Raw genomic sequence first — 25,725 nt, 5'->3', positions numbered from 1 at the left:
GCGTGTAATCCGTTGTTCCGTGTCAGTGGAGGCGCATTATAGGGAGTTATTTCAGGCTGACAAGGGGAAATTCAAAATAACTTTCCGAATGCACATTTTTTCACCAAAACAACCATTAACATGCCATAAAATAAGCAATTTGCCGTTTTTGCAGCCGCAATCACACTACCTGGTGGCATACTAATGAATAAGAGAAAGAGTAAGGAATAACATTCATGCCTTTAAATGCCCAACAGCTAGCCGCACAGAAGAATCTGTCCTACGTTCTGGCCGAAAAGTTAGCTCAGCGAATCTTAAAAGGTGAATATGCGCCGGGAGCTATCCTGCCCGGTGAAATAGAGCTGGGCGATCAGTTTGGCGTGAGTCGTACCGCAGTAAGAGAAGCGGTAAAAACGTTAACGGCAAAAGGTATGGTATTACCGCGCCCGCGTATTGGCACTCGCGTCATGCCTCAGGCAAACTGGAACTTCCTCGACCAGGAGCTGCTTACCTGGTGGATGACGGAAGATAATTTCCCTCAGGTCATAAAACATTTTCTGGTGATGCGCATCAGTCTGGAGCCTCAGGCCTGTTTACTGGCGGCGACTATCGGTACGGCAGAACAAAAAGCGCATCTCAATACACTGATGGAAGAGATGGTCGAGCTGAAAAGAAATTTCCGGCGCGAGCGTTGGATAGAAGTTGATATCGCCTGGCATGAGCACATCTATGAAATGAGTGCGAATCCGTTCCTTATCTCCTTTGCATCACTGTTCCATTCCGTCTACCAGACCTACTTTACCTCTATTACCTATAACGATGTGGTGAAGCTGGATTTGCACCAGGCTATTGTCGATGCAATAGAGGATAGCGATGGCGATCGCGCCTTCACCGCCTGTCAGGCATTGCTGATAGCACCGAACGTGCTACCGGATAAATAATATGTCAGAAAAGAAATCTCGCAGTATGGCCGGGCTGCCGTGGATAGCAGCCATGGCCTTTTTTATGCAGGCATTAGACGCCACTATCCTCAATACCGCTTTACCCGCAATAGCGCACAGCCTTAACCGCTCTCCACTCGCCATGCAGTCGGCTATTATCAGTTATACCCTGACGGTCGCCATGCTGATCCCGGTGAGTGGATGGCTGGCAGACAGGTTCGGTACCCGACGCGTCTTTATGATTGCCGTAAGCCTGTTTACGCTGGGCTCACTGGCTTGTGCGCTATCCAGTTCCTTAAGTGAATTGGTGGTTTTCCGCGTCATTCAGGGCATCGGCGGCGCGATGATGATGCCTGTAGCCCGTCTGGCTTTATTGCGAGCTTACCCGCGCAGCGAATTACTCCCTGTGCTTAACTTCGTGACCATGCCTGGGCTTGTGGGCCCGATTTTAGGTCCGGTATTGGGCGGGGTTCTGGTCACGTGGGCCAGTTGGCACTGGATTTTCCTGATTAACATTCCCATTGGCGTGGCGGGTATCTTCTATGCACGCAAATATATGCCGAACTTCACCACGCCGCGCCGCGGCTTTGATATGACAGGTTTCTTCCTCTTTGGCCTGAGCCTGGTGTTGTTTTCCAGTGGTGTTGAGCTGTTTGGTGAGAAGCTTGTCGCTACCTGGGTCGCACTCAGCATTATTGTGACCAGTATTCTGTTGCTGCTTGCCTACATTCGTCACGCGCGTCGTCACCCAACGCCGCTGATATCGCTTCCCATATTTAAGACCAGAACCTTTTCCGTTGGGATCGCTGGAAACCTTGCCACGCGTCTGGGTACAGGATGTGTGCCGTTCTTAATGCCGCTGATGCTACAGGTAGGCTTTGGATATCCGGCGTTAATTGCGGGTTGCATGATGGCGCCAACGGCGCTGGGATCAATACTGGCAAAATCAATGGTGACGCAGGTGCTACGCCGACTCGGCTACAGAACGACACTGGTGGGTGTTACGGTGTTTATCGGCCTGTTGATTGCGCAATTCGCTTTGCAATCCCCTGCTATGCCGGTCTGGATGCTGATCCTACCGTTGTTTATTTTAGGTATGGCGATGTCCACCCAGTTTACCTCAATGAATACCATCACTCTGGCGGACCTGACCGATGAGAACGCCAGCAGCGGTAACAGCGTGCTGGCCGTTACGCAGCAACTGTCGATCAGTTTAGGGGTCGCTATCAGCGCAGCCGTCCTGCGTATCTATGAAGGTATGGAAGGTACTAATACGGTTGAACAGTTCCATTACACCTTTATAACCATGGGCGCGATCACTATTGTCTCTGCGCTGATGTTTATGCTGCTAAAAGCCAAAGACGGACGTAACCTGATCAAAGATCGGCACAAGCCTAAACCGACCCCCGCGCCATCAAAACAGGAGTAAGTTGCAGGCGTTGTTGCTGCAATGCGGGCTGCGCCATCCGGTGGATTAACACATCGATGGCCAGCTCGCCCAATTCATCTTTGGGTTGATGGATGGTCGTCAGCGGCGGCGTCATATAGCGTGCCAGTTCGATATCATCATAACCCACCACCGCCATATCCTGCGGAATGCGCAATCCTGACTGATACAATGCCTGATACGCTCCGACGGCCATTGCGTCGTTCCCGGTGAAAACGGCCTGCGGTCGCTGTTTATGTGACAACAACGTTTGCATAGCTTCAAAACCACCGCCGAACTCAAAGTCACCGGTGATCTCGTAACCTTCCGGGACCGGCAAGCCCGCTCGCTTCATGGCCGCCCGATATCCTTCCAGACGTAAACGCGCCGGTGTTTTATCCAGCGGCCCGGTAATACAGGCAATGCGCGTAAAACCTTTATCGATAAGATGCTGAGTGGCTAAGTCCCCGCCTAACAGAGAGTTATCCTGAATCAAATCGCTTTCGCCATCAAAGGGCGACCAGTCCATCATTACGGTAGGAATAGAAGGATAGCGTTGCATTATCTCTCTGGAAGGCTGGTGCGTTTCGGTGCAGAGCAGCAGCAAGCCATCCACCCGTTTTTGCATCAGCGTTTCCAGATTGCGGTTCATTCGCTGTTCATCGCCTTCGGTATTGCATAACACCAGGCTGTAACCGCGTTCAAAACAGCTACGTTCAACGCCACGAACCAGCTCGGAATAAAAAGGATTGGTACTGGCAGTGATTAACATGCCAATGGTGCGGGTCTGGTTTAGCTTGAGACTGCGCGCCAGTGCGGAGGGCGCATAGTTAAGCTCTTTAATTGCCGCTTCAACTTTGTCAGTGACAGACTCACTGACAAAGCGATCTTTATTAATGACGTGAGAAACCGTCGACGTAGAAACACCCGCCAGGCGGGCGACGTCCTTCATTGTAGCCAAGCGTTACCTCTGTTGACTTAAAAACGCTTCTATTTCTTCGCGCCATGGAACGGAAGGCTGCGCACCTTTACGGGTAACCGCAATCGCCGCAGCTGCATGGGCAAAACGGATCGCTTCAGGCAGCGGTGTCTCTTCCAGTAACGCTGTAATTAACGCGCCGTTAAAGGTATCCCCGGCAGCGATGGTATCAACGGCGTCCACTTTAAAACCAGGCACTCGGTGACCTTCACCATTCACGCTGGCCCACACTCCGCGACTACCTAAAGTAATCAATACAGTATGGATCCCTTTCGCGTGTAATGCCTGCGCCGCTTTGGCCGCATCTTCATCGTTTTCAACACGGATCCCCGTCAGCTTCTCAGCCTCGGTTTCATTCGGGGTAATAATATCTACCAGCGCCAGCAGTTCGTCAGAAAGTTCACGCGCCGGAGCCGGGTTAAGGGCGACCGTGGTCTTATTTTGCTGCGCAATTTTTGCCGCAGCCAGCACGCTTTCGATCGGCGACTCTAACTGCATCAGTAAGGCGGAGGCATGCGCAATCCGGTCGCGCTGCGCTTCCACCAGTGCAGGAGAAAGGGCTGCGTTCGCTCCGGCGTGAATGCCAATAACGTTCTCGCCATCACCATTCACAAAAATCAGTGCCACGCCGGTCGATTCCCCCGAAATGACGCTGATCGGCGCAATATCGATATTATCTTTGGCCAACTGTTTACGCACACTTTCGCCAATATCGTCGTCACCCGTACAGGCAATAAACGCGATGTTCGCGCCACTACGACCCGCAGCAACAGCCTGATTAGCGCCTTTTCCGCCAAATGCGACCTGATAATGGCTACCGGTTACGGTTTCACCAGGCGTTGGGAAAGATTTGAGGTTGAGGATGTGATCGGCATTGATGCTGCCAAGAACAACGAGGTTGCCTGCGGTTTTCATGTTCGGAGTGTCCAGTAAAGTGCGCCACCGGGTTAGGGTGGCGCGTGCCCTGCTTTTCTTTTTACGCTTTCATCTTCAGAACCAGGCCCTGGGATGGCGTATTTATGTCTCCATCAGGTCGCGAGCGACCTGAATCGGTGTTACTGCTTGATGACCAGCTTCAGATCAACCGGATATTTAGCCTGAACCTTCTCGCCTTTCAGAACCTTATCCGCAGTTTCCACGCCTTTCGCGCCGATCTGATCCGGCAACTGAGCAATGGTCGCAGCCAGTTTGCCATCATTTACTGCTTTTTCGCCATCTGGCGTGCCGTCAAATCCAACCACCATCACATCAGATTTACCCGCGGTTTGCAGTGCGCGCAGCGCACCCAGCGCCATTTCATCGTTCTGGGCAAATACGGCCTGCACGTCAGGATGTGCAGTCAGCAGGTTCTGCATGACGTTCAGACCCTTAGTGCGGTCGAAGTCTGCCGGCTGGCTGGCCAGTACGTTAAATTTGTGTGCCGCAACGGCTTGCTGGAAACCTTCGCCACGCTCACGCGCCGCTGAAGTACCGGCAATCCCCTGCAGTTCGATAACTTTCGCGCCTTCACCTGCTTTCTTCGCGATGTAATCACCCGCAATTTTACCGCCCAGCACGTTATCAGACGCAATGTGGCTGACCACATCACCTTTTGTCGCCTGACGATCCAGGGTAATAACCGGGATCTTCGCCTGGTTAGCCATCTTAACAGCGTTACCAACGGCATCAGAGTCAGTCGGGTTAATCAGCAGAATTTTAGTTCCACGAACCGTTAAGTCCTGAACGTTAGCCAGCTCTTTCGCCGGGTTGTTCTGTGAATCCAGAATCACCAGGTTATAGCCCAGCTTATCCGCCTCTTTTTGCGCGCCATCCTTCAGAGACACAAAGAACGGGTTATTGAGGGTGGAGACCACCAGCGCAATGGTATCTTTCGCCATCGCATTCGCGCTCACGGTGGCGCTCAGCGCAACAGCAGAAACCAGGGTAGCCAGTTTTTTCATGTTCATATTTAAGATGTCCTGTAATCGTTGTTACTGCTTTTTGTTGTCTACCAGTACCGCCAGCAAAATCACCACCGCTTTGACGATCATCTGGTAATAGGAGGATACACCTAACAAATTCAAACCATTATTGAGGAAACCGAGAATTAATGCGCCGATCAGCGTCCCAACAATACGTCCTTTACCGCCCGCCAGGCTGGTACCGCCTAACACCACCGCAGCGATAGCATCCAGCTCATAGCCAGTACCTGCCGTCGGCTGCGCAGAGGAGAGACGAGCCACTTCAATGATGCCCGCCAGCGATGCCAGCAGACCGCACAGGGAGTAAACGATAATTTTGATTTTACTCACGCTGATACCGGACAGACGCGTCGCCGCTTCGTTACCGCCCAGCGCATAGATGTAACGCCCCAGACGCGTATGGTGCAGCATGTACCACGCCGCCAGGAAGACAATCCCCATGATCCACACAGGCGTAGGCACGCCTAACGGACGACCAATACCAAACCAACCAAACAGATCGGCATTGTCAGTAAACCCGGTATTTACCGGACTGCCGTTGGTGTACACCATGGTCACACCGCGCAGCAGCAGCATCATCACCAACGTGGCGATAAACGCCTGCACGCGGCCTTTCGCGACAATGACCCCGGTTACTGCGCCAATGGCAGCGCCGAGCGCCAAAGCAGCGGCAACGGCCACCAGCGCATTGACTTCAATACCGACAATGGACGCTGCCACCGCACCGGTAAGCGCCAGCAAGGAACCGACGGACAGATCGATACCCGACGTCAGGATGACCAACGTCATGCCGACGGCCATGATGGCGTTTACCGACGTTTGCTGGAGAATGTTGAACAGATTATTAACGGTAAAAAAGTTGGGGCTCATGGTGGAAACAATCGCGATCAGCACTAACAGAGCGATGAGCGACTTTTGCTCCAGAAGCCATGCTTTAGTGAAATAACGGCGACCAGAAACAGCCTGGGTAGTCATCTTTTTTACTCCTGATTCACGCGATTAAGCTTGCCCACAGCGGCAGCCATTAATACTTCCTGAGTGGCCTGCTCGCGAGTGAATTCACCGCCGAGATGCCCTTCATGCATAACGATAATACGATCGCTCATGCCCAATACTTCTGGCATCTCAGAGGAGACCAGAATGATGCTCAGCCCATCGGCCTTAAACTGGTTGATAAGCTGATAAATTTCTTTCTTAGCCCCAACGTCGACGCCGCGTGTTGGTTCATCGAGGATCAGGACTTTTGGTCGGGTCATCAGACCGCGCGCAATGGCCACTTTCTGCTGGTTACCGCCCGAGAGCAGGCCGATAGCCTGTTCCATCGATGGCGTTTTAACATTGAACAGACGAATAAAATCACCTACCGCCTGCTGCTCATCTTTATGCTTCAGGCTTCCACCTGCGCGGCTGAAATAGCGCAGCGCGGTCAGTGACATGTTCTCTTTCACCGACATGCCCAGCACTAAGCCATCACGTTTACGGTCTTCAGAAATATAGACGATGCCGTTTGCAAGGCCATCCTGTGGCGAACGGGTGACAACTTCATGCCCATCAAGCGTGACGTAGCCGCTGGTGCGCGGCAATGCGCCATACAACACTTTCATCAGCTCGGTACGTCCGGCGCCCATCAGCCCCGATACGCCAAGGATCTCGCCTTTACGCAGCGTGAACGAAACATCGTTTACCCCTGGGCCGCACAGATTATCGACCTTCAGGCGAATATCGCCCGGCGCTTTTTCCAGACGCGGGTACTGATCTTCCAGCTTACGTCCCACCATCATTTCAATCAGTGAGTCTTCGGTCAGCGTTGCGACTTCACGCTCGGCAATGAATTGCCCGTCACGGAAGACGGTCACGTCATCACAGATTTCGAAGATCTCTTTCATACGGTGGGAGATATAGACAATGCCGCGCCCCTGCGATTTCAGCTCGCGGATAACGCGGAACAGGGATTCGGTTTCGGTATCGGTGAGCGCATCCGTCGGCTCATCCATAATGATGACCTTCGACTCAAAGCTCAGCACTTTAGCAATTTCGACCATTTGCTGATCGCCAATCGACAACTCACCGACCAGCCTGTCGCTTTTAAAGCGCAGATTGAGTTTGGCGAGCAGCAGATCGGCTTCGGCGTACATCTTCTTCCAGTCAATTTTGCCAAAGCGATTCACAAACTCACGGCCAAGAAAAATGTTCTCAGCGATAGTGAGTTGCGGAATCAGGTTCAATTCCTGGTGGATGATACCGATTCCGGCTTCCTGAGAGGATTTCGGGCCATTAAAGGTGGTCTCTTTCCCCAGCCACAATAAAGAGCCAGCATCACGGGTGTAGATCCCGGTCAGCACTTTCATCATGGTGGATTTGCCCGCGCCGTTTTCGCCCACCAGCGCCATTACGCGGCCTGGATAGACATTCAGCGCAGCGCCGGATAGCGCTTTTACGCCCGGGAACGCTTTATCGATCCCTTTGAGTTGCAGTAATGCGTTCATGATGGCCTCAGAACGTGACGCCAGCACAGAGAATGATATTCGCATACGGAGAACACTCTCCGCTGCGAATTACCGCCTGACTGTCTGCGGTTTGTTTTTTGAATTGTTCATGCGTGGTGTAACGAATTTCTATGGTGTTTCCCTGGTGTTGTTGCAGTTGCTCAATGTGGCTGAGCAACGTTTCGTGGAGTTGCGGATTATGTTGTTTAATTTCCGTCGCGAGAATGGCCGCCTCGACCTGCATTTCACGTGTAACCACATCCAGTACCTGCATAAAAGAAGGTACGCCCTGGGTTAATGCCATATCAATACGCGTTGTGCTATTCGGGATGGGTAAACCGGCATCACACACCACCAGCGTATCGGTATGTCCCAGACGGGAGATCACCGTTGAAATTTCAGAGTTGAGTACCGTGCCTTTCTTCATTTTCTTTCCCCACTAGCGAAACGTTTCGCTGAAGATAAGTGTAGTGCGAAGAATGGACAGAAAACCACCGCGACGTTACGAAAATGTGATCGCCATCGAAACGTTTCGCAAGGATTATCATTTGATGAAATGAAAACTGGGAGGGACAAAACAAAACGCCCCCTTTCGCGATGAAAGAGGGCGTCGATTGCCTTAAATCTCTACCTGAGTACCGAGCTCAATAACCCGGTTTGGTGGGATTTCAAACTGGTCCGGCGCGCGCAGCGCATTGCGCTGTAGCAGCAGATATAGCTTGCCGCGCAGACGCAAATACCATGGCCGTTTGCCGACAATCAGCGACTCGTGCGACATAAAGAAGGAGGTTTCCATCATCCGACAGCTTAAGCCTTCCAGACCGCAGCGATGGAACACTTCCTCAACGTTCGGCGTTTCACGCCAGCCGTAGCTGGCCACTACGCGCCAGAAGGTGGGCGATAACTGCTCAATCTGCACCCTACGCACGTTGTGCACGTATGGCGCATCTTCCGTACGCAGCGTCAGCAGAATCACGCGTTCATGCAGCACCTTGTTATGCTTGAGGTTATGCAGAAGCGCAAACGGGATGACGTTCAGCGCACGCGACATATATACCGCCGTTCCCGGCACGCGTACCGGTGGGGATTTCTCCAGAGAGGCAATCATCGCCTCCAGAGAGTTGCCGTGCTCATGCATGCGACGCAGCAGACGGAAACGCTCGCTTTTCCACGTAGTCATGATGGTGAACATCACCAGACCCAGCGTCAGAGGCAGCCAACCGCCGGAAATCAGTTTATCGAGGTTCGCGGAGAACAACGGAACATCGACGCACAAGAACGCCACCAGGATCAGGAAGACGAAGTATTTATTCCAGTGCCAGTTTTTGCGCGCCACGGTGGTAGACAGAATAGATGTCAGTACCATTGTCCCCGTTACCGCAATCCCGTACGCCGCGGCCAGATTACTGGAGTGTTCAAAGCTCACAATCACGATAACCACCGCAAAATAGAGCATCCAGTTAACGAAAGGAATGTAGATCTGACCCGATTCCATTTCCGAAGTATGAATGATCCGCATCGGCGACAAATACCCCAGACGCACGGCCTGACGCGTCAGCGAGAAGACACCGGAAATTACCGCCTGCGAAGCGATAACCGTTGCCAGCGCGGCAAGGATCAGGAGTGGTATCAATGCCCAGTCCGGCGCCAGCAGGAAAAACGGGTTTTTGATCGCTTCAGGATGCTTTAACAGCAGCGCCCCCTGACCAAAATAGTTCAGCACCAGCGAAGGCAATACCACCGAGAACCATGCCAGTCTAATCGGCAACTTACCGAAGTGCCCCATATCCGCATACAGCGCTTCAACACCGGTAATCGACAGCACTACAGCGCCCAGCGCAATAAAGGACAACGTTTTGAATTCGAGGAAGAAATGCACCGCCCAGTACGGATTTAGCGCCTGCAGTACCTCCGGGTTACCAATAATACTGCGCACGCCTAATACCGCGAGCGTCAGGAACCACAGCAGCATAATCGGCGCAAACAGTTTACCAACCATGCCGGTACCGTGTTTTTGAATCATAAACAGCAGGGTCAGCACGATAATCGAGAGCGGAACAATCCAGGTATCCAGCTGCGGTGCAACAATCTCCAGACCTTCAATCGCCGACATCACTGAAATGGCTGGCGTAATCACCACTTCACCATAGAAGAAGCTGCCGCCAATCAACCCCATGATGACCAGCATCGAGGTTGTTCGCGCCGAGGTATTGCGCCCGGCCAATGACATCAACGTCAGGATCCCACCTTCCCCGGCGTTATCCGCACGCATGACAAACGTCAGATATTTAATGGAGACAACAAAGATCAGCAGCCAGAAAATCAGCGAGAGAAAACCAAACACAGCATCACGTTCAACGCCAAAACCAAACTGGCCAGACAAACATTCACGAAGCGTATAAAGTGGGCTGGTACCAATATCACCGTAGACAACCCCAATGGCCGCAAGGGTAATCGCAGACAATGATTGTTTATTATCAGTGCTCATAGACTCGTCTTTCGTTTATACACATCATCATTCAAGCCACTCCGTGTGGGTTGCATTCGTTATTCCCCCCATCCCAGAAGAAAACTCCATTGCCGCCTTGGTGCAGTATGATTGATATGGTGTATATATAAGAAATGTGTGCGTCGTCCCTTGGCCCACAAAAAGGCGCACAGTATGCACGATTAATCATAAAATCGTACCCCTAAATGAGACCAGATTAATCTGGCTCAAAGAAAAATAAGCGCACCTTCAGTCTATTACTGCACTGGTGTGAAGCATCTATACTCGCAGTTTATGCAGCACATTTGGCGAAAGGACGCCACTTCATTATGGCTCACCCACATTTATTAGCGGAAAGAATTTCCCGTCTGAGCAATGCGCTGGAAAAGGGACTTTATGAACGTAGCCACGCCATTCGCCTTTGCCTGCTGGCTGCTCTAAGCGGCGAGAGCGTATTCTTATTAGGTCCTCCAGGGATCGCAAAAAGCTTAATTGCCCGTCGACTGAAGTTTGCTTTTCAAAACGCCCGCGCTTTCGAATACCTGATGACGCGCTTCTCTACGCCGGAAGAGGTGTTTGGGCCGCTGTCTATCCAGGCGCTGAAAGACGAAGGTCGCTATGAACGCTTAACGGCGGGCTATTTACCCGAAGCTGAAATTGTCTTTCTCGATGAAATCTGGAAAGCAGGCCCGGCCATTCTCAACACCCTGTTGACCGCTATTAACGAACGGCATTTTCGTAACGGCGCGCATGAAGAGAAAATCCCGATGCGTCTGCTGGTGGCAGCCTCCAACGAACTGCCTGAAGCAGACAGCAGCCTGGAAGCCCTGTACGACCGTATGCTGATCCGCCTGTGGCTGGATAAAGTTCAGGACAAGGCCAACTTCCGCTCCATGCTGTTAAGCCAGCAGGATGAAAGTGACAACCCGGTCCCGGCGTCGTTACAGGTGACGGATGAAGAGTATTACCAGTGGCAAAAGGACATTGGCGCCATCAAGCTTCCCGATCGCGTCTTTGAGCTTATTTTCACACTGCGCCAACAGCTAGACGCATTACCGAATGCCCCCTATGTATCCGATCGCCGCTGGAAAAAAGCTATCCGCTTACTCCAGGCCAGCGCCTTCTTCAGCGGACGTGATGCGGTCGTGCCTATCGACCTGATCCTGTTGAAAGATTGCCTGTGGTACGACGCGCAAAGCCTGAATCTGATGCAACAGCAGCTTGAAATTTTGATGACCGGACACGCCTGGCAGCAGCAAGCCATGCTGACGCGTCTGGCCAGCATTGTGCAGCGCCGTATCCAGCTCCAGCAGCAGCAAAGCGACAAAACGGCATTCACGGTGATCCGTCAGGGCGGCATGTTCAGCCGTCGTCCTCATTATGATTTACCGCCGGAAGCCACTTCTTCAGTCGTGACATTACTGCTGCAAAAACCCTTAAAACTGCATGATATGGAAGTTATCCATATTGCTTTCGAACGGGGAGCGCTGGAACAGTGGCTAACCAAAGGCGGTGAGATCCGCGGAAAATTAAACGGGATCGGCTTCGCCCAAACGCTGAACATGGAAGTCGATAGCGCACAGCACCTGGTTGTGCGCGACGTCAGTTTGCAAGGCTCTCGTCTGGCGCTGCCCGGTGCATCGCAAGAGAGTATGCCTGATGAGATAAAACAGCAGCTTGAAGCACTTGATAACGAGTGGCACCAGCAGCACAGTGCATTCAGCGAACAGCAAAAATGTCTGTTTATTCATAGCGACTGGTTAGGCCGCATTGAGGCCAGCCTGCAGGATGTCGGGGCACAAATCCGCCAGGCGCAACAATGCTAACCCTTGATACGCTCAATATCATGCTGGCAGTCAGTGAAGAGGCGATGATCGAAGAGATGATCGTCGCCCTGCTGGCTTCTCCAAAGATGGTGGTGTTTTTTAAAAAGTTTCCTCGCCTTAAAAAAGCGATTACTGACGATATTCCCCGCTGGCGCGAGTCACTGCGCAGCCGCCTCAAAGATACCCATGTACCGCCGGAGTTGACGGAAGAGGTCATTTGTTACCAACAAAGCCAGCTCCTCTCTCATGCGCAGTTTATGGTCCAGCTCCCGCAAATATTGGCGCTATTACACCGCCTACATTCGCCGTGGGCCGGGCAAGCGCAGCAACTGGTTGATGACAACAGTACCTTTACGCCCGCCCTGCATACGCTTTTTCTCCAGCGCTGGCGCCTGAGTCTGGTGGTACAAACTACAACGCTGAATCAGCAACTGCTGGAAGATGAGCGTGAACATTTACTTAGTGAAGTTCAGGAACGGATGACCCTCAGCGGGCAACTGGAACCCGTTCTGGCAGAAAACGACAACGCCGCAGGCCGGTTATGGGATATGAGCGCAGGTCAAATCAAGCGCGGCGATTATCAACTGATGGTGAAATATGGCGAATTCCTGACGCAACAACCCGAACTCCAGCGTCTGGCTGAACAGTTAGGCCGTTCCAGAGAGGCCAAATCTGTGCCGCGTAAAGATGCGCCCATGGAGACCTTCCGTACCTTTGTGCGGGAACCCGCCACCGTCCCGGAACAGGTGGATGGCATCCAGCAAAGTGACGACATCCTGCGCCTGTTGCCGCCGGAACTGGCCACACTGGGCATTACTGAACTGGAATACGAGTTCTACCGACGGCTGGTGGAAAAGCAGCTGTTGACCTATCGTCTGCACGGCGAGGCATGGCGCGAGAAAGTAACGGAACGTCCGGTGGTGCATCAGGATTTTGACGAGCAGCCACGCGGACCGTTTATTGTTTGCGTTGATACGTCGGGATCAATGGGCGGTTTTAATGAGCAATGTGCAAAAGCCTTTTGCCTGGCGCTAATGCGCGTCGCCCTGGCCGATAACCGGCGCTGTTTCATTATGCTGTTTTCAACAGAAGTGGTGCGCTATGAGCTGTCTGGTCCGGAAGGCATTGAACAAGCGATCCGTTTTTTAAGCCAGCGTTTTCGCGGCGGTACCGATATTGCCAGCTGCTTTCGCGCCATTATTGAGCGCATGCAGGGCCGGGAATGGTTTGATGCCGATGCGGTGGTGATCTCTGATTTTATCGCTCAGCGATTGCCCGATGAGGTCGTCAATAAAGTGGGTGAATTACAGCGGGTGCACCAGCATCGTTTTCATGCGGTGGCGATGTCAGCACACGGCAAACCCGGCATCATGCGCATTTTCGATCATATCTGGCGCTTTGATACCGGGATGCGAAGCCGCCTGCTCAGACGCTGGCGGCGTTAATTATTACAGCAGGGAAGAAACGCTTTCACGTACCTGTGCCGGCCACACGCCACACTGCACCTGACCAATGTGCGGTAATTGCAGCAGCAGCATGGTCAAACGCGACTGTCCAATGCCGCCACCGATTGTCTGCGGCATTTCACCACGCAGCAGCGCCTGGTGCCATTCCAGACTCAGACGATCTTCATCACCGGTCAATGAAAGCTGGTGTTTAAGGGTGTCGGCATCCACACGGATCCCCATCGAAGACAGCTCAAACGCATCTTCCAGAACCGGGTTCCACACCAGAATATCACCGTTCAGACCGGCGTGACCCAGCTCAGACGCTGAGCTCCAGTCATCATAATCCGGCGCGCGTACATCGTGACGGTGACCGTCACTGAGCTTGCCGCCGATCCCTACCAGGAATACTGCGCCCAGTTCTTTCGCGATCGCACGTTCACGACCTTTCGCGTCAAGATCCGGATAACGAGATAACAGCTCCTGGCTATGAACAAAGTGGATCTGCTCTGGCAGGAACGGTGCCAGACCAAACTCTTTACTAACCGCAGCCTCGGTGGCCTTAATTCCCGCCCAGATAGCCTCTACCGTGCTTTTCAGAGTGGAGAATTGACGCTCGCCGTCGCCCATCACGCGCTCCCAGTCCCACTGGTCAACATACACTGAGTGCAGTGGGGAGAGGCGATCTTCATCGGGACGCAGGGCCTTCATGTGCGTGTACAACCCTTCGCCTGCGCTAAAGTCGTGTTGTCCTAACGTTTGACGCTTCCACTTCGCCAGTGAATGAACCACTTCGAATTGAGCGTCCGGCAATGCTTTAACCTTCACCTGCACCGCTTTTTCACAGCCCGACAAGTTATCTTGCGTGCCATCTCCTACGCGGCTGAGGATCGGAGCCTGAACTTCGATCAGACCTAAACGCTCTTCCAGCTGACGAGAAAAATGAGATTTTACGAAGCTAATTTGACGTTGTTTGGCAATGTAAGCGGTTTTCATTATGTGTACTCCTGTGTCCTGTTGCCTATGATTAAGCAACAGAATGGAGGTAATATTCAATAATCAACAAACAAAAAGCCGACTTCGATTTTGATTCGTTAAAAATAACGTCTAAAATAAAAAGAATCATTAATCTACATAAGAAAAACCTATGGAAAATTATCAGATCGACAATCTGGACCGCGGCATTCTTGATGCCCTGATGGAAAATGCTCGCACCGCCTACGCAGAATTGGCCAAACAGTTTGGCGTTAGTCCGGGGACAATTCACGTTCGCGTAGAAAAGATGAAGCAGGCCGGGATCATCACCGGTGCGCGTATTGATGTCAGTCCCAAACAGTTGGGTTATGACGTCGGCTGCTTTATCGGCATCATTCTGAAAAGCGCGAAGGACTATCCGTCAGCGCTGGCCAGACTGGAAAGCCTTGACGAAGTGACCGAAGCCTATTACACCACCGGCCACTACAGCATCTTTATTAAGGTGATGTGCAAGTCGATCGACGCGCTGCAACAGGTACTTATCAACAAGATCCAAACAATTGATGAAATTCAGTCCACTGAAACCCTGATCGTCCTGCAGAACCCGATCATGCGTACCATCAAGCCATGATCATTTTTTTTAATCCCACATTTTTCCACAGGTAGATCCCAGCTCGCTCACAGCGTACAATGCGCCTTCTTTATAAAGGTGGGCGAGCATGGCAGACATCACTCTTATCAGCGGCAGCACGCTTGGCAGTGCGGAATATGTAGCAGAACATCTGGCTGAAAAGCTGGACGACGCCGGTTTTTCCAGCGAAATACTGCATGGACCAATGCTGGATGAGGTTCCGGCTGAAGGGATCTGGCTGATTATCAGCTCCACACACGGTGCTGGAGACATTCCTGACAACCTGCAGCCTTTATATGATGCGTTACGCGAACAAAAACCGGACCTGTCGCAAGTAAACTTCGGCGCAATCGGCATCGGCAGTCGTGAATATGACACCTTTTGCGGCGCAATCGACAAGCTGGAAGCAGAACTGAAAGCCTGTGGGGCAAAACAGATCGGCGAAACGCTTAAGATCAACGTGCTGGAACATGAAATTCCGGAAGATCCGGCTGAAATTTGGCTGGGATCCTGGCATCCATTGCTCAGAGATTTGTAAAGATCATGCTTTTTTATGTGGATAACTCTGGTTAAAAGCTTGGATCAACCGGTAGTTATCCAAAGAATAACGGCTGTTCAGTTTTTGAGTTGTGTATAACCCTTCATTCTGATCCCAGCTTATACGGACCAGGATCACCGATCATTCACAGCTAATGATCCTCAGCAACCTGTTGATCTTATTCAAAGGATCGTCCTTATCCACAGAGAGTGGCGATCCTAATAAGAGATCACAATAAAACAGATCTCTAAATAAAAAGATCTTCTTTTTAATACCCAGGATCCCAGGTCTTTCTCGATCGACTAAAGTTGAGTAGAATCCACGGCCCGGGCTTCAATCCATTTTCACACCGCGTTATGCGAGGCAATTACCATGTTTTATCAGGATCCTTTTGACGTCATCATCATTGGCGGGGGTCATGCAGGCACCGAGGCCGCAATGGCCGCGGCGCGAATGGGACAACAGACCCTGCTTTTGACACACAATATCGACACACTGGGGCAGATGAGCTGCAACCCGGCGATTGGCGGTATTGGGAAGGGACACCTGGTAAAAGAAGTGGATGCGCTTGGTGGATTGATGGCAAAAGCGATCGACCACGCAGGTATCCAGTTTAGGATACTAAACGCAAGCAAAGGGCCAGCCGTTCGCGCTACCCGAGCTCAGGCCGATCGTGTGCTCTATCGTCAGGCAGTACGCACCGCGCTGGAGAATCAACCCAACCTGATGATCTTCCAGCAGGCGGTTGAAGATCTGATTGTTGAAAACGATCGTGTCGTGGGTGCCGTAACCCAAATGGGACTGAAGTTCCGTGCCAAAGCGGTCGTATTAACCGTGGGGACTTTCCTCGACGGCAAAATCCATATTGGTCTGGACAACTACAGCGGCGGCCGTGCTGGCGATCCGCCGTCTATTCCGCTGTCACGCCGTCTGCGTGAACTACCGCTGCGCGTCAGCCGCCTGAAAACCGGTACGCCACCGCGTATTGATGCACGTACTATCGATTTCAGCGTACTGGGTCAACAAAACAGCGACAACCCGATGCCGGTCTTCTCATTCCTGGGCGACGCTTCCCAGCATCCGCGCCAGATGCCGTGTTACATCACGCATACCAATGAGAAAACCCATGACGTGATCCGCAATAACCTCGATCGTAGCCCAATGTATGCCGGCGTAATCGAAGGTATCGGCCCGCGCTACTGCCCGTCGATCGAAGACAAAGTGATGCGCTTTGCCGATCGCAACCAGCATCAGATCTTCCTCGAACCGGAAGGACTGACCTCTAACGAAATTTACCCGAACGGCATCTCCACCAGCCTGCCGTTCGATGTACAGATGCAAATTGTCCGATCCATGCAGGGGATGGAAAACGCCCGTATCGTTCGCCCTGGCTATGCGATTGAGTACGATTTCTTCGATCCGCGCGACCTGAAACCTACTCTGGAAAGCAAATTCATCCAGGGCCTGTTCTTTGCAGGCCAGATTAACGGTACAACCGGTTACGAAGAAGCCGCCGCCCAAGGGATGCTGGCAGGTCTCAACGCCGCACGCTTGTCTGCTGATAAAGACGGCTGGGCACCGCGTCGCGATCAGGCTTACCTTGGCGTGCTGGTCGACGATCTGTGCACGCTGGGAACCAAAGAACCGTACCGCATGTTTACCTCACGTGCTGAATACCGCTTGATGCTGCGTGAAGATAACGCCGACCTGCGTCTGACCGAAATTGGGCGTGAACTGGGTCTGGTGGACGATGAGCGTTGGGCTCGCTTCAACGAAAAGCTTGAGCGCATTGAACAGGAACGTCAGCGTCTCAAATCAACCTGGGTAAACCCGTTAGCGGAATCTGCAGCCGAAGTGAACGCTCACCTGGCAACACCTTTATCTCGTGAGGCCAGCGGTGAAGATCTCCTGCGTCGCCCGGATATGACCTATGCTCAGTTGACCTCTTTATCTGCATTCGCGCCGGCGCTAGATGATGCTCAGGCCGCGGAACAGGTTGAGATTCAGGTGAAATACGAAGGATATATCGCTCGTCAGCAGGAAGAAATCGAAAGGCAACAGCGTAATGAGAATACCCTGTTGCCTGCAACGCTGGATTATCGCCAGGTCTCGGGATTGTCGAATGAAGTCATCGCCAAACTGAACGATCACAAACCGGTATCGATTGGCCAGGCATCGCGCATTTCTGGCGTAACGCCTGCCGCCATCTCCATTCTGCTGGTATGGCTGAAAAAACAAGGTATGCTGCGCCGCAGCGCTTGATAACACTAATTTGGCGGGAGCGCTTCGCTTGTCCGCCCTACAAATTTGTAGGCCCGATAAGCGATAGCGCATCGGGCATTTGATTATTAACAGGTAACGACCGTGCTCAACAAACTCTCTCGTCTGCTGGCTGATGCCGGTATTTCTCTTACCGATCACCAGAAAAATCAGCTGATTGCGTATGTCGATATGCTGCACAAATGGAATAAAGCATACAACCTGACGTCGGTGCGGGATCCCAACGAAATGTTGGTGCGCCATATTCTGGACAGCATTGTTGTCGCGCCTTATCTGAAGGGCGGGCGCTTTATTGATGTTGGCACGGGACCGGGTCTGCCGGGAATTCCACTTTCTATCGTGCGGCCTGAAGCGCATTTCACACTGTTGGATAGCCTGGGAAAACGCATCCGTTTCTTACGTCAGGTGCAGCATGAGCTTGGTCTTACTAACATTACGCCTGTGCAAAGTCGGGTTGAAGAATTTCCTTCAGAGCCGCCATTTGATGGGGTGATCAGCCGTGCATTCGCGTCCCTCAATGATATGGTGAGCTGGTGTCATCACTTGCCGGGCCAGAACGGACGCTTTTATGCGCTCAAAGGTCAATTGCCTGAAGAGGAAATCGCCTCGTTGCCTGCAGAATTCAGCGTCGAGTCAGTCGAAAAATTACGCGTTCCACAACTGGATGGTGAACGTCATTTGGTGGTTATTAAACCAAACAAAATTTAATTTTTATCAAAAAAAATAGAGAAAAAACGGCTACCCCGGTGTTAAAAGTTATAGAGAGTAGTGAGGTGAAATGCTGTTGCATTTCACCTCTACCTTACGGTTTTGCATCATAACTATAACGTACCGTTTTTTGTTAAAAGCGAAACAAGTCAACTGTGAAAATATCAGTCTGCTAAAAATAGAACCTAAGAAACACCGCTTGTGTTAATTTTTTATTATAAATGTCAATCGATGGTTCTTTTGTTGTTAGGCGTTGTTTTTGAAATAGTGGCGCTTTTTACGCTTAAATATCAAAAAGATGAAATGGCACCATTTGCCACGTAAATAAATTATGCGAAGGGGAATATGTTCAATATGTGATCTGGTGCACGCTTTAACGCCAGTGTTTTCGCGGCATTTGCAGTTTTGCATGATCGTTCACAGTTTGCCAAAAAGTAATAAATGTGGGACAACGAAAAATATTTAAACATTTATTCACTTTTTAGCTACTTATTGTTTGAAATCACGAAGGCGCACCGTATAATTTGTCCGCTTTTTGATGCTTGACTCTAAGCCATAAAGAACGTTTTATACGACACGCGGCATACCTCGAAGGGAGCAGGAGTAAACACGTGATGTCTATGTCGCTCTTGAGTCGAAACGTTGCTCGTAAGCTTTTGCTCACACAGCTTCTGGCGGTAATAGCAAGTGGATTGCTGTTTAGCCTCAAAGACCCCTTCTGGGGCATCTCCGCACTGTGCGGGGGATTGGCAGTGTTACTGCCCAATGTGTTGTTTATGATATTCGCCTGGCGTCACCAGGTGCATACACCAGCGAAAGGTCGGGTAGCCTGGACGTTCGCTTTCGGCGAAGCCTTCAAGGTGTTAGCGATGCTGGTGTTGCTGGTTGTGGCGTTGGCTGTTTTGAAAGCGGTATTCGTGCCGCTGATCGTTACGTGGGTTTTGGTGCTGGTGGTTCAGATACTGGCGCCGGCTGTAATTAACAACAAAGGGTAAAGGCATCATGGCTTCAGAAAATATGACGCCGCAGGATTACATAGGACACCATCTGAATAACCTTCAGTTGGACCTACGTACATTCTCGCTGGTGGATCCGCACAACCCCCCAGCCACCTTCTGGACGCTCAATATTGACTCCATTTTCTTCTCGGTGGTTCTGGGTCTGTTGTTCCTGTTAATGTTCCGTAGCGTTGCCAAAAAGGCGACCAGCGGCGTTCCAGGTAAATTTCAGACCGCGATTGAGCTGGTAATCGGCTTTGTGCATGGCAGCGTGAAAGACATGTACCATGGCAAAAGCAAGCTGATTGCTCCGCTGGCCCTGACGATTTTCGTCTGGGTATTCCTGATGAACTTTATGGATTTGCTGCCTATCGACCTGCTGCCGTACATCGGTGAGCATATCTTTGGCCTGCCGGCTCTGCGTGTGGTTCCGTCCGCTGACGTGAACATCACCCTGTCGATGGCGCTGGGCGTATTTATCCTCATTCTGTTCTACAGCATCAAAATGAAAGGCATCGGTGGCTTCGCGAAAGAGTTGACGCTGCAGCCGTTCAATCACTGGGCGTTCATCCCTATCAACTTAATCCTTGAAGGGGTAAGCCTGCTGTCCAAACCAATCTCTCTTGGTCTGCGACTGTTCGGTAACATGTACGCTGGTGAGCTGATTTTCATTCTGATTGCTGGTCTGTTGCCGTGGTGGTCACAGTGGATTCTGAATGTGCCGTGGGCCATTTTCCACATACTGATTATCACGCTGCAAGCCTTCATATTTATGGTTCTGACGATTGTCTATCTGTCGATGGCATCTGAAGAGCATTAATTTACCAACACTACTACGTTTTAACTGAAACAAACTGGAGACTGTCATGGAAAACCTGAATATGGATCTGCTGTACATTGCTGCCGCTGTGATGATGGGTCTGGCGGCAATCGGTGCTGCGATCGGTATCGGCATCCTCGGGGGTAAATTCCTGGAAGGCGCAGCGCGTCAACCGGATCTGATTCCTCTGCTGCGTACTCAGTTCTTTATCGTTATGGGTCTGGTGGATGCAATCCCAATGATCGCTGTAGGTCTGGGTCTGTACGTGATGTTTGCTGTCGCGTAGTAAGCGTTGCTTGAATTAAGAGCAATATCAGAACGTTAACTAGATAGAGGCATTGTGCTGTGAATCTTAACGCAACAATCCTCGGCCAGGCCATCGCGTTTGTCCTGTTCGTTCTGTTCTGCATGAAGTACGTATGGCCGCCGTTAATGGCTGCCATCGAAAAACGTCAAAAAGAAATTGCTGACGGCCTTGCTTCTGCAGAACGAGCACATAAGGATCTTGACCTTGCAAAGGCCAGCGCGACCGACCAGCTGAAAAAAGCGAAGGCGGAAGCTCAGGTAATCATCGAGCAGGCGAACAAACGTCGTGCTCAGATCCTGGACGAAGCTAAAACTGAAGCAGAGCAGGAACGTACTAAAATCGTGGCACAGGCGCAGGCGGAAATTGAAGCCGAGCGTAAACGTGCTCGCGAAGAGCTGCGTAAGCAAGTTGCTATCCTGGCTGTTGCTGGCGCCGAGAAGATCATCGAACGTTCCGTGGATGAAGCTGCTAATAGCGACATCGTGGACAAACTTGTCGCTGAACTGTAAGGAGGGAGGGGCTGATGTCTGAATTTATTACGGTAGCTCGCCCCTACGCCAAAGCAGCTTTTGACTTTGCCGTTGAGCACCAAAGCGTAGACCGTTGGCAGGATATGCTGACTTTCGCCGCTGAGGTGACGAAAAACGAACAAATGGCAGAGCTTCTCTCTGGCGCATTGGCGCCAGAAACGCTCGCTGAGTCGTTTATCGCCGTGTGCGGTGAGCAGCTGGACGAAAGCGGCCAAAACCTGATTAGGGTAATGGCTGAAAATAACCGTCTGAATGCGCTCCCGGATGTTCTTGAGCAGTTTATTCATCTGCGTGCAGCCAGTGAGGCTATCTCTGAGGTAGAAGTCACTTCTGCCAATGCACTGAGTGATGAACAGCTTACGAAGATTAGTGCAGCGATGGAAAAACGTCTGTCACGCAAAGTTAAGCTGAATTGCAAAATCGATAAGTCTGTAATGGCAGGCGTAATCATCCGAGCGGGTGATATGGTCATTGATGGCAGCGTACGCGGCCGTCTTGAGCGCCTTGCAGACGTCTTGCAGTCTTAAGGGGACTGGAGCATGCAACTGAATTCCACCGAAATCAGCGAACTGATCAAGCAGCGCATTGCTCAGTTCAATGTTGTGAGCGAAGCTCACAACGAAGGTACTATTGTTTCTGTAAGTGACGGTGTTATCCGCATTCACGGCCTGGCCGATTGTATGCAGGGTGAGATGATTTCCCTGCCGGGTAACCGTTACGCTATCGCACTGAACCTGGAGCGCGACTCCGTAGGTGCTGTTGTGATGGGTCCATACGCTGACCTCGCCGAAGGCATGAAGGTTAAGTGTACGGGTCGTATTCTGGAAGTTCCGGTTGGCCGTGGCCTGCTGGGTCGTGTGGTGAACACTCTGGGTTCCCCGATTGACGGTAAAGGTCCGGTTGATAACGATGGCTTCTCGCCAATCGAAGTTATCGCACCGGGCGTAATCGAACGTCAGTCCGTCGACCAGCCAGTGCAGACCGGTTATAAATCTGTTGATGCCATGATCCCAATCGGACGTGGCCAGCGTGAGCTGATCATCGGTGACCGTCAGACCGGTAAAACCGCGATGGCTATCGATGCCATCATCAACCAGCGTGATTCCGGCATCAAATGTGTGTACGTGGCTATCGGCCAGAAAGCGTCCACCATTTCTAACGTGGTTCGTAAACTGGAAGAACACGGCGCACTGTCCAACACCATCGTTGTGGTGGCGACCGCGTCTGAATCTGCTGCACTGCAATACCTGGCGCCATATGCCGGTTGCGCAATGGGCGAATACTTCCGTGACCGCGGTGAAGATGCACTGATCGTTTACGATGACCTGTCTAAACAGGCTGTTGCTTACCGTCAGGTTTCCCTGCTGCTCCGTCGTCCGCCAGGACGTGAAGCATTCCCGGGCGACGTATTTTACCTCCACTCCCGTCTGCTGGAACGCGCATCCCGCGTTAACGCGGAATATGTTGAGAAGTTCACCAATGGTGAAGTTAAAGGTAAAACCGGTTCCCTGACCGCTCTGCCGATTATCGAAACCCAGGCGGGTGACGTTTCTGCGTTCGTTCCGACCAACGTAATTTCTATTACCGATGGTCAGATCTTCCTGGAAACCAACCTGTTCAACTCCGGTATTCGTCCGGCAGTTAACCCGGGTATCTCCGTATCTCGTGTAGGTGGCGCAGCGCAGACCAAGATCATCAAGAAACTGTCCGGTGGTATTCGTACCGCGCTGGCGCAGTATCGTGAACTGGCCGCGTTTTCTCAGTTCGCTTCCGACCTGGATGAAGCTACGCGTAAGCAGCTGAGCCACGGTCAGAAAGTAACTGAACTGCTGAAGCAGAAACAGTATGCGCCAATGTCTGTTGCACAGCAGGGTGTGGTGCTGTTTGCGGCTGAACGCGGTTACCTCGAAGATGTGGAACTGGCGAAAATCGGTAGCTTCGAAGCCGCTCTGCTGGCTTACGTCGACCGTGACCACGCTCCGCTGATGCAAGAGATCAACCAGTCCGGTGGCTATAACGATGAAATCGAAGGCAAGCTGAAAGCTATCCTCGATTCCTTCAAGGCAACCCAGTCCTGGTAACGTCTGGCGGTCTGTCTTAGGACGGACCGCAAGGCATTGAGGAGAAGCTCATGGCCGGCGCAAAAGAGATACGTAGTAAGATCGCAAGCGTCCAGAACACGCAGAAGATCACTAAAGCGATGGAGATGGTCGCCGCTTCCAAAATGCGTAAATCGCAGGATCGCATGGCGGCCAGCCGTCCTTATGCAGAGACCATGCGCAAAGTGATTGGTCACCTTGCGAATGGTAATCTGGAATATAAGCACCCTTACCTGGAAGAACGCGACGTTAAACGCGTGGGCTACCTGGTGGTGTCGACCGACCGTGGTCTGTGCGGTGGCTTGAACATTAACCTGTTCAAAAAGCTGCTGGCGGATATGAAAACATGGTCCGATAAAGGCGTTCAGTGCGATATCGCAATGATCGGCTCTAAGGGCGTGTCTTTCTTTAACTCCGTTGGCGGTAATGTGATTGCTCAGGTAACCGGCATGGGGGATAACCCTTCCCTGTCCGAACTGATCGGTCCGGTTAAAGTGATGCTGCAGGCCTACGACGAAGGTCGTCTGGACAAACTGTACGTTGTCAGCAACAAATTTATTAACACCATGTCTCAGACGCCAACCATCACCCAACTGCTGCCTTTGCCGGCATCAGATGATGATGAATTGAAGCGTAAATCCTGGGATTACCTGTATGAGCCAGACCCGAAAGCGCTGCTGGATACCCTGCTGCGTCGTTATGTCGAGTCTCAGGTTTATCAGGGCGTGGTAGAAAACCTGGCCAGCGAGCAGGCCGCACGTATGGTGGCGATGAAAGCCGCGACCGACAATGGCGGCAGCCTGATTAAAGAGCTGCAGTTGGTATACAACAAAGCTCGTCAGGCCAGCATTACTCAGGAACTCACCGAGATCGTCGGTGGTGCATCCGCGGTATAACCAGGTTAATTCGTAGAGGATTCAAGATGGCTACTGGAAAAATTGTCCAGGTAATCGGCGCCGTGGTTGACGTCGAATTCCCTCAGGATGCCGTACCGCGCGTGTACGATGCTCTTGAGGTTATGAATGGTAAAGAGAGCCTGGTGCTGGAAGTTCAGCAGCAGCTCGGCGGCGGTATCGTACGTACCATCGCCATGGGTTCTTCCGACGGTCTGCGTCGTGGTCTGGAAGTTAAAGACCTTGAGCACCCGATCGAAGTCCCGGTAGGTAAAGCAACCCTGGGTCGTATCATGAACGTCCTGGGTCACCCGATCGACATGAAAGGCGATATCGGTGAAGAAGAGCGTTGGGCTATCCACCGCGCAGCGCCTACCTATGAAGAACTGTCCAGTTCTCAGGAACTGCTGGAAACCGGCATCAAAGTTATCGACCTGATGTGTCCGTTCGCGAAGGGCGGTAAAGTTGGTCTGTTCGGTGGTGCGGGTGTAGGTAAAACCGTAAACATGATGGAGCTGATCCGTAACATCGCGATCGAACACTCCGGTTACTCAGTGTTTGCGGGCGTTGGTGAACGTACTCGTGAGGGTAACGACTTCTACCACGAAATGACCGACTCCAACGTTCTGGACAAAGTATCCCTGGTATATGGCCAGATGAACGAGCCGCCGGGAAACCGTCTGCGCGTTGCTCTGACCGGTCTGACCATGGCTGAGAAGTTCCGTGACGAAGGTCGTGACGTTCTGCTGTTCGTTGATAACATCTACCGTTACACCCTGGCCGGTACTGAAGTATCTGCACTGCTGGGTCGTATGCCATCAGCGGTAGGCTACCAGCCGACCCTGGCGGAAGAGATGGGTGTTCTGCAGGAACGTATCACCTCTACCAAAACCGGTTCTATCACCTCCGTTCAGGCGGTATACGTACCTGCGGATGACTTGACTGACCCATCCCCAGCAACCACCTTTGCTCACCTGGATGCAACCGTGGTACTGAGCCGTCAGATCGCATCCCTGGGTATCTACCCGGCCGTTGACCCGCTGGATTCCACCAGCCGTCAGCTGGATCCGCTGGTTGTTGGTCAGGAACACTACGACACCGCGCGTGGCGTACAGTCCCTGCTGCAGCGTTATCAGGAACTGAAAGACATCATCGCCATCCTGGGTATGGATGAATTGTCTGAAGAAGATAAACTGGTGGTAGCACGTGCGCGTAAGATCCAGCGCTTCCTGTCCCAGCCGTTCTTCGTTGCGGAAGTATTCACCGGTTCTCCAGGTAAATACGTTTCCCTGAAAGACACCATCCGTGGCTTTAAAGGCATCATGGAAGGCGAATACGACCACCTGCCAGAGCAGGCGTTCTACATGGTTGGTTCCATCGAAGAAGCTGTGGAAAAAGCCAAAAAACTTTAACGC

24 protein-coding genes are annotated in these 25,725 nt (G+C 51.9%); 16 read left to right on the top strand and 8 right to left on the bottom strand.

Annotation, left to right across the window (positions count from 1 at the left end; translation table 11 throughout):
- Positions 1–215 precede the first annotated feature (215 nt).
- Positions 216–920, top strand: coding sequence for a FadR/GntR family transcriptional regulator (locus OGV69_RS06805; RefSeq protein ID WP_038635812.1), 705 nt, complete (start codon positions 216–218; stop codon positions 918–920).
- A 1-nt stretch (position 921) separates the two neighbouring features.
- Entirely contained in the window at positions 922–2,349 is a 1,428-nt protein-coding gene (gene mdtD / locus OGV69_RS06800; RefSeq protein WP_069323643.1) for a multidrug transporter subunit MdtD, read from the top strand.
- On the opposite strand, the gene rbsR is transcribed toward mdtD, so the two are convergent.
- From rbsR to kup, 7 genes are all read right to left on the bottom strand, one after another.
- Complete coding sequence (gene rbsR, locus OGV69_RS06795; protein ID WP_087857265.1) at positions 2,315–3,307, bottom strand: ribose operon transcriptional repressor RbsR; 993 nt, start codon at positions 3,305–3,307, stop codon at positions 2,315–2,317. The genes mdtD and rbsR overlap by 35 nt on opposite strands.
- 3 nt (positions 3,308–3,310) lie before the next feature.
- The gene (gene rbsK, locus OGV69_RS06790) at positions 3,311–4,240 is read right to left on the bottom strand and encodes a ribokinase (RefSeq protein ID WP_038635803.1); all 930 of its coding nucleotides are present in this window, start codon (positions 4,238–4,240) and stop codon (positions 3,311–3,313) included.
- Between the two features lie 140 nt (positions 4,241–4,380).
- Positions 4,381–5,271, bottom strand: a complete 891-nt coding sequence (rbsB, locus tag OGV69_RS06785; protein ID WP_006687780.1) for a ribose ABC transporter substrate-binding protein RbsB — start codon at positions 5,269–5,271, stop codon at positions 4,381–4,383.
- 24 nt (positions 5,272–5,295) lie between these two features.
- The gene (gene rbsC / locus OGV69_RS06780) at positions 5,296–6,261 is read right to left on the bottom strand and encodes a ribose ABC transporter permease (protein ID WP_003023762.1); all 966 of its coding nucleotides are present in this window, start codon (positions 6,259–6,261) and stop codon (positions 5,296–5,298) included.
- Positions 6,262–6,266: 5 nt separating this feature from the next.
- Positions 6,267–7,772: a ribose ABC transporter ATP-binding protein RbsA gene (gene rbsA / locus OGV69_RS06775; RefSeq protein ID WP_016157825.1), complete on the bottom strand. Its 1,506-nt coding sequence runs from the start codon at positions 7,770–7,772 to the stop codon at positions 6,267–6,269.
- Between the two features lie 7 nt (positions 7,773–7,779).
- A complete protein-coding gene (gene rbsD, locus OGV69_RS06770) occupies positions 7,780–8,199 on the bottom strand; it encodes a D-ribose pyranase (RefSeq protein ID WP_038635798.1) in 420 nt (139 codons plus the stop codon).
- 192 nt (positions 8,200–8,391) lie between these two features.
- Positions 8,392–10,260 carry a low affinity potassium transporter Kup gene (gene kup / locus OGV69_RS06765; protein WP_042311390.1) on the bottom strand — a complete coding sequence of 623 codons (1,869 nt, stop codon included), beginning with the start codon at positions 10,258–10,260 and terminating at the stop codon, positions 8,392–8,394.
- Positions 10,261–10,589: 329 nt separating this feature from the next.
- On the opposite strand from kup, the gene ravA reads away from it, so the two are divergent.
- Together ravA and viaA are read left to right on the top strand one after the other, a co-directional pair.
- On the top strand, positions 10,590–12,086 hold the full coding sequence (ravA, locus tag OGV69_RS06760; RefSeq protein ID WP_038635792.1) for an ATPase RavA: 1,497 nt from the start codon (positions 10,590–10,592) through the stop codon (positions 12,084–12,086).
- Complete coding sequence (viaA, locus tag OGV69_RS06755; protein ID WP_069323644.1) at positions 12,080–13,531, top strand: ATPase RavA stimulator ViaA; 1,452 nt, start codon at positions 12,080–12,082, stop codon at positions 13,529–13,531. The genes ravA and viaA overlap by 7 nt, the downstream gene beginning before the upstream one ends.
- Positions 13,532–13,534: 3 nt before the next feature.
- Here viaA and asnA read toward each other — a convergent pair whose 3' ends face one another.
- Positions 13,535–14,527 carry an aspartate--ammonia ligase gene (gene asnA, locus OGV69_RS06750; RefSeq protein ID WP_069323645.1) on the bottom strand — a complete coding sequence of 331 codons (993 nt, stop codon included), beginning with the start codon at positions 14,525–14,527 and terminating at the stop codon, positions 13,535–13,537.
- A gap of 151 nt (positions 14,528–14,678) precedes the next feature.
- Between asnA and asnC the strand changes: the two genes are divergently transcribed.
- The 12 genes from asnC to atpD all read left to right on the top strand — a co-directional run bounded on the left by asnC (position 14,679) and on the right by atpD (position 25,722).
- The gene (gene asnC / locus OGV69_RS06745; RefSeq protein WP_003023780.1) at positions 14,679–15,137 is read left to right on the top strand and encodes a transcriptional regulator AsnC; all 459 of its coding nucleotides are present in this window, start codon (positions 14,679–14,681) and stop codon (positions 15,135–15,137) included.
- 88 nt (positions 15,138–15,225) lie between these two features.
- Positions 15,226–15,675 (top strand): FMN-binding protein MioC, encoded by a 450-nt coding sequence (mioC, locus tag OGV69_RS06740; RefSeq protein WP_038635783.1) that lies wholly within the window; start codon positions 15,226–15,228, stop codon positions 15,673–15,675.
- A 372-nt stretch (positions 15,676–16,047) separates the two neighbouring features.
- On the top strand, positions 16,048–17,937 hold the full coding sequence (gene mnmG / locus OGV69_RS06735) for a tRNA uridine-5-carboxymethylaminomethyl(34) synthesis enzyme MnmG (RefSeq protein ID WP_003023784.1): 1,890 nt from the start codon (positions 16,048–16,050) through the stop codon (positions 17,935–17,937).
- 102 nt (positions 17,938–18,039) lie between these two features.
- Complete coding sequence (gene rsmG / locus OGV69_RS06730) at positions 18,040–18,663, top strand: 16S rRNA (guanine(527)-N(7))-methyltransferase RsmG (protein ID WP_069323646.1); 624 nt, start codon at positions 18,040–18,042, stop codon at positions 18,661–18,663.
- 614 nt (positions 18,664–19,277) lie between these two features.
- On the top strand, positions 19,278–19,658 hold the full coding sequence (gene atpI, locus OGV69_RS06725; RefSeq protein ID WP_042311402.1) for a F0F1 ATP synthase subunit I: 381 nt from the start codon (positions 19,278–19,280) through the stop codon (positions 19,656–19,658).
- 7 nt (positions 19,659–19,665) lie between these two features.
- Positions 19,666–20,481, top strand: coding sequence for a F0F1 ATP synthase subunit A (atpB, locus tag OGV69_RS06720; protein WP_006687768.1), 816 nt, complete (start codon positions 19,666–19,668; stop codon positions 20,479–20,481).
- A 46-nt stretch (positions 20,482–20,527) separates the two neighbouring features.
- Entirely contained in the window at positions 20,528–20,767 is a 240-nt protein-coding gene (gene atpE, locus OGV69_RS06715) for a F0F1 ATP synthase subunit C (protein WP_003023794.1), read from the top strand.
- Between the two features lie 59 nt (positions 20,768–20,826).
- Complete coding sequence (gene atpF, locus OGV69_RS06710) at positions 20,827–21,297, top strand: F0F1 ATP synthase subunit B (RefSeq protein ID WP_003023796.1); 471 nt, start codon at positions 20,827–20,829, stop codon at positions 21,295–21,297.
- A gap of 14 nt (positions 21,298–21,311) precedes the next feature.
- Entirely contained in the window at positions 21,312–21,845 is a 534-nt protein-coding gene (atpH, locus tag OGV69_RS06705; RefSeq protein ID WP_006687767.1) for a F0F1 ATP synthase subunit delta, read from the top strand.
- Positions 21,846–21,857: 12 nt separating this feature from the next.
- A complete protein-coding gene (gene atpA / locus OGV69_RS06700; protein WP_003023802.1) occupies positions 21,858–23,399 on the top strand; it encodes a F0F1 ATP synthase subunit alpha in 1,542 nt (513 codons plus the stop codon).
- A gap of 50 nt (positions 23,400–23,449) precedes the next feature.
- Positions 23,450–24,313, top strand: coding sequence for a F0F1 ATP synthase subunit gamma (gene atpG, locus OGV69_RS06695; RefSeq protein ID WP_006687765.1), 864 nt, complete (start codon positions 23,450–23,452; stop codon positions 24,311–24,313).
- 26 nt (positions 24,314–24,339) lie between these two features.
- The gene (gene atpD / locus OGV69_RS06690) at positions 24,340–25,722 is read left to right on the top strand and encodes a F0F1 ATP synthase subunit beta (RefSeq protein ID WP_006687764.1); all 1,383 of its coding nucleotides are present in this window, start codon (positions 24,340–24,342) and stop codon (positions 25,720–25,722) included.
- The last annotated feature ends 3 nt before the right edge of the window (positions 25,723–25,725 follow it).

Source organism: Citrobacter sp. Cc139 (genome assembly GCF_030334645.1).
GTDB lineage: Bacteria > Pseudomonadota > Gammaproteobacteria > Enterobacterales > Enterobacteriaceae > Citrobacter > Citrobacter werkmanii.
This window is presented reverse-complemented; position numbering and strand designations above follow the sequence as displayed.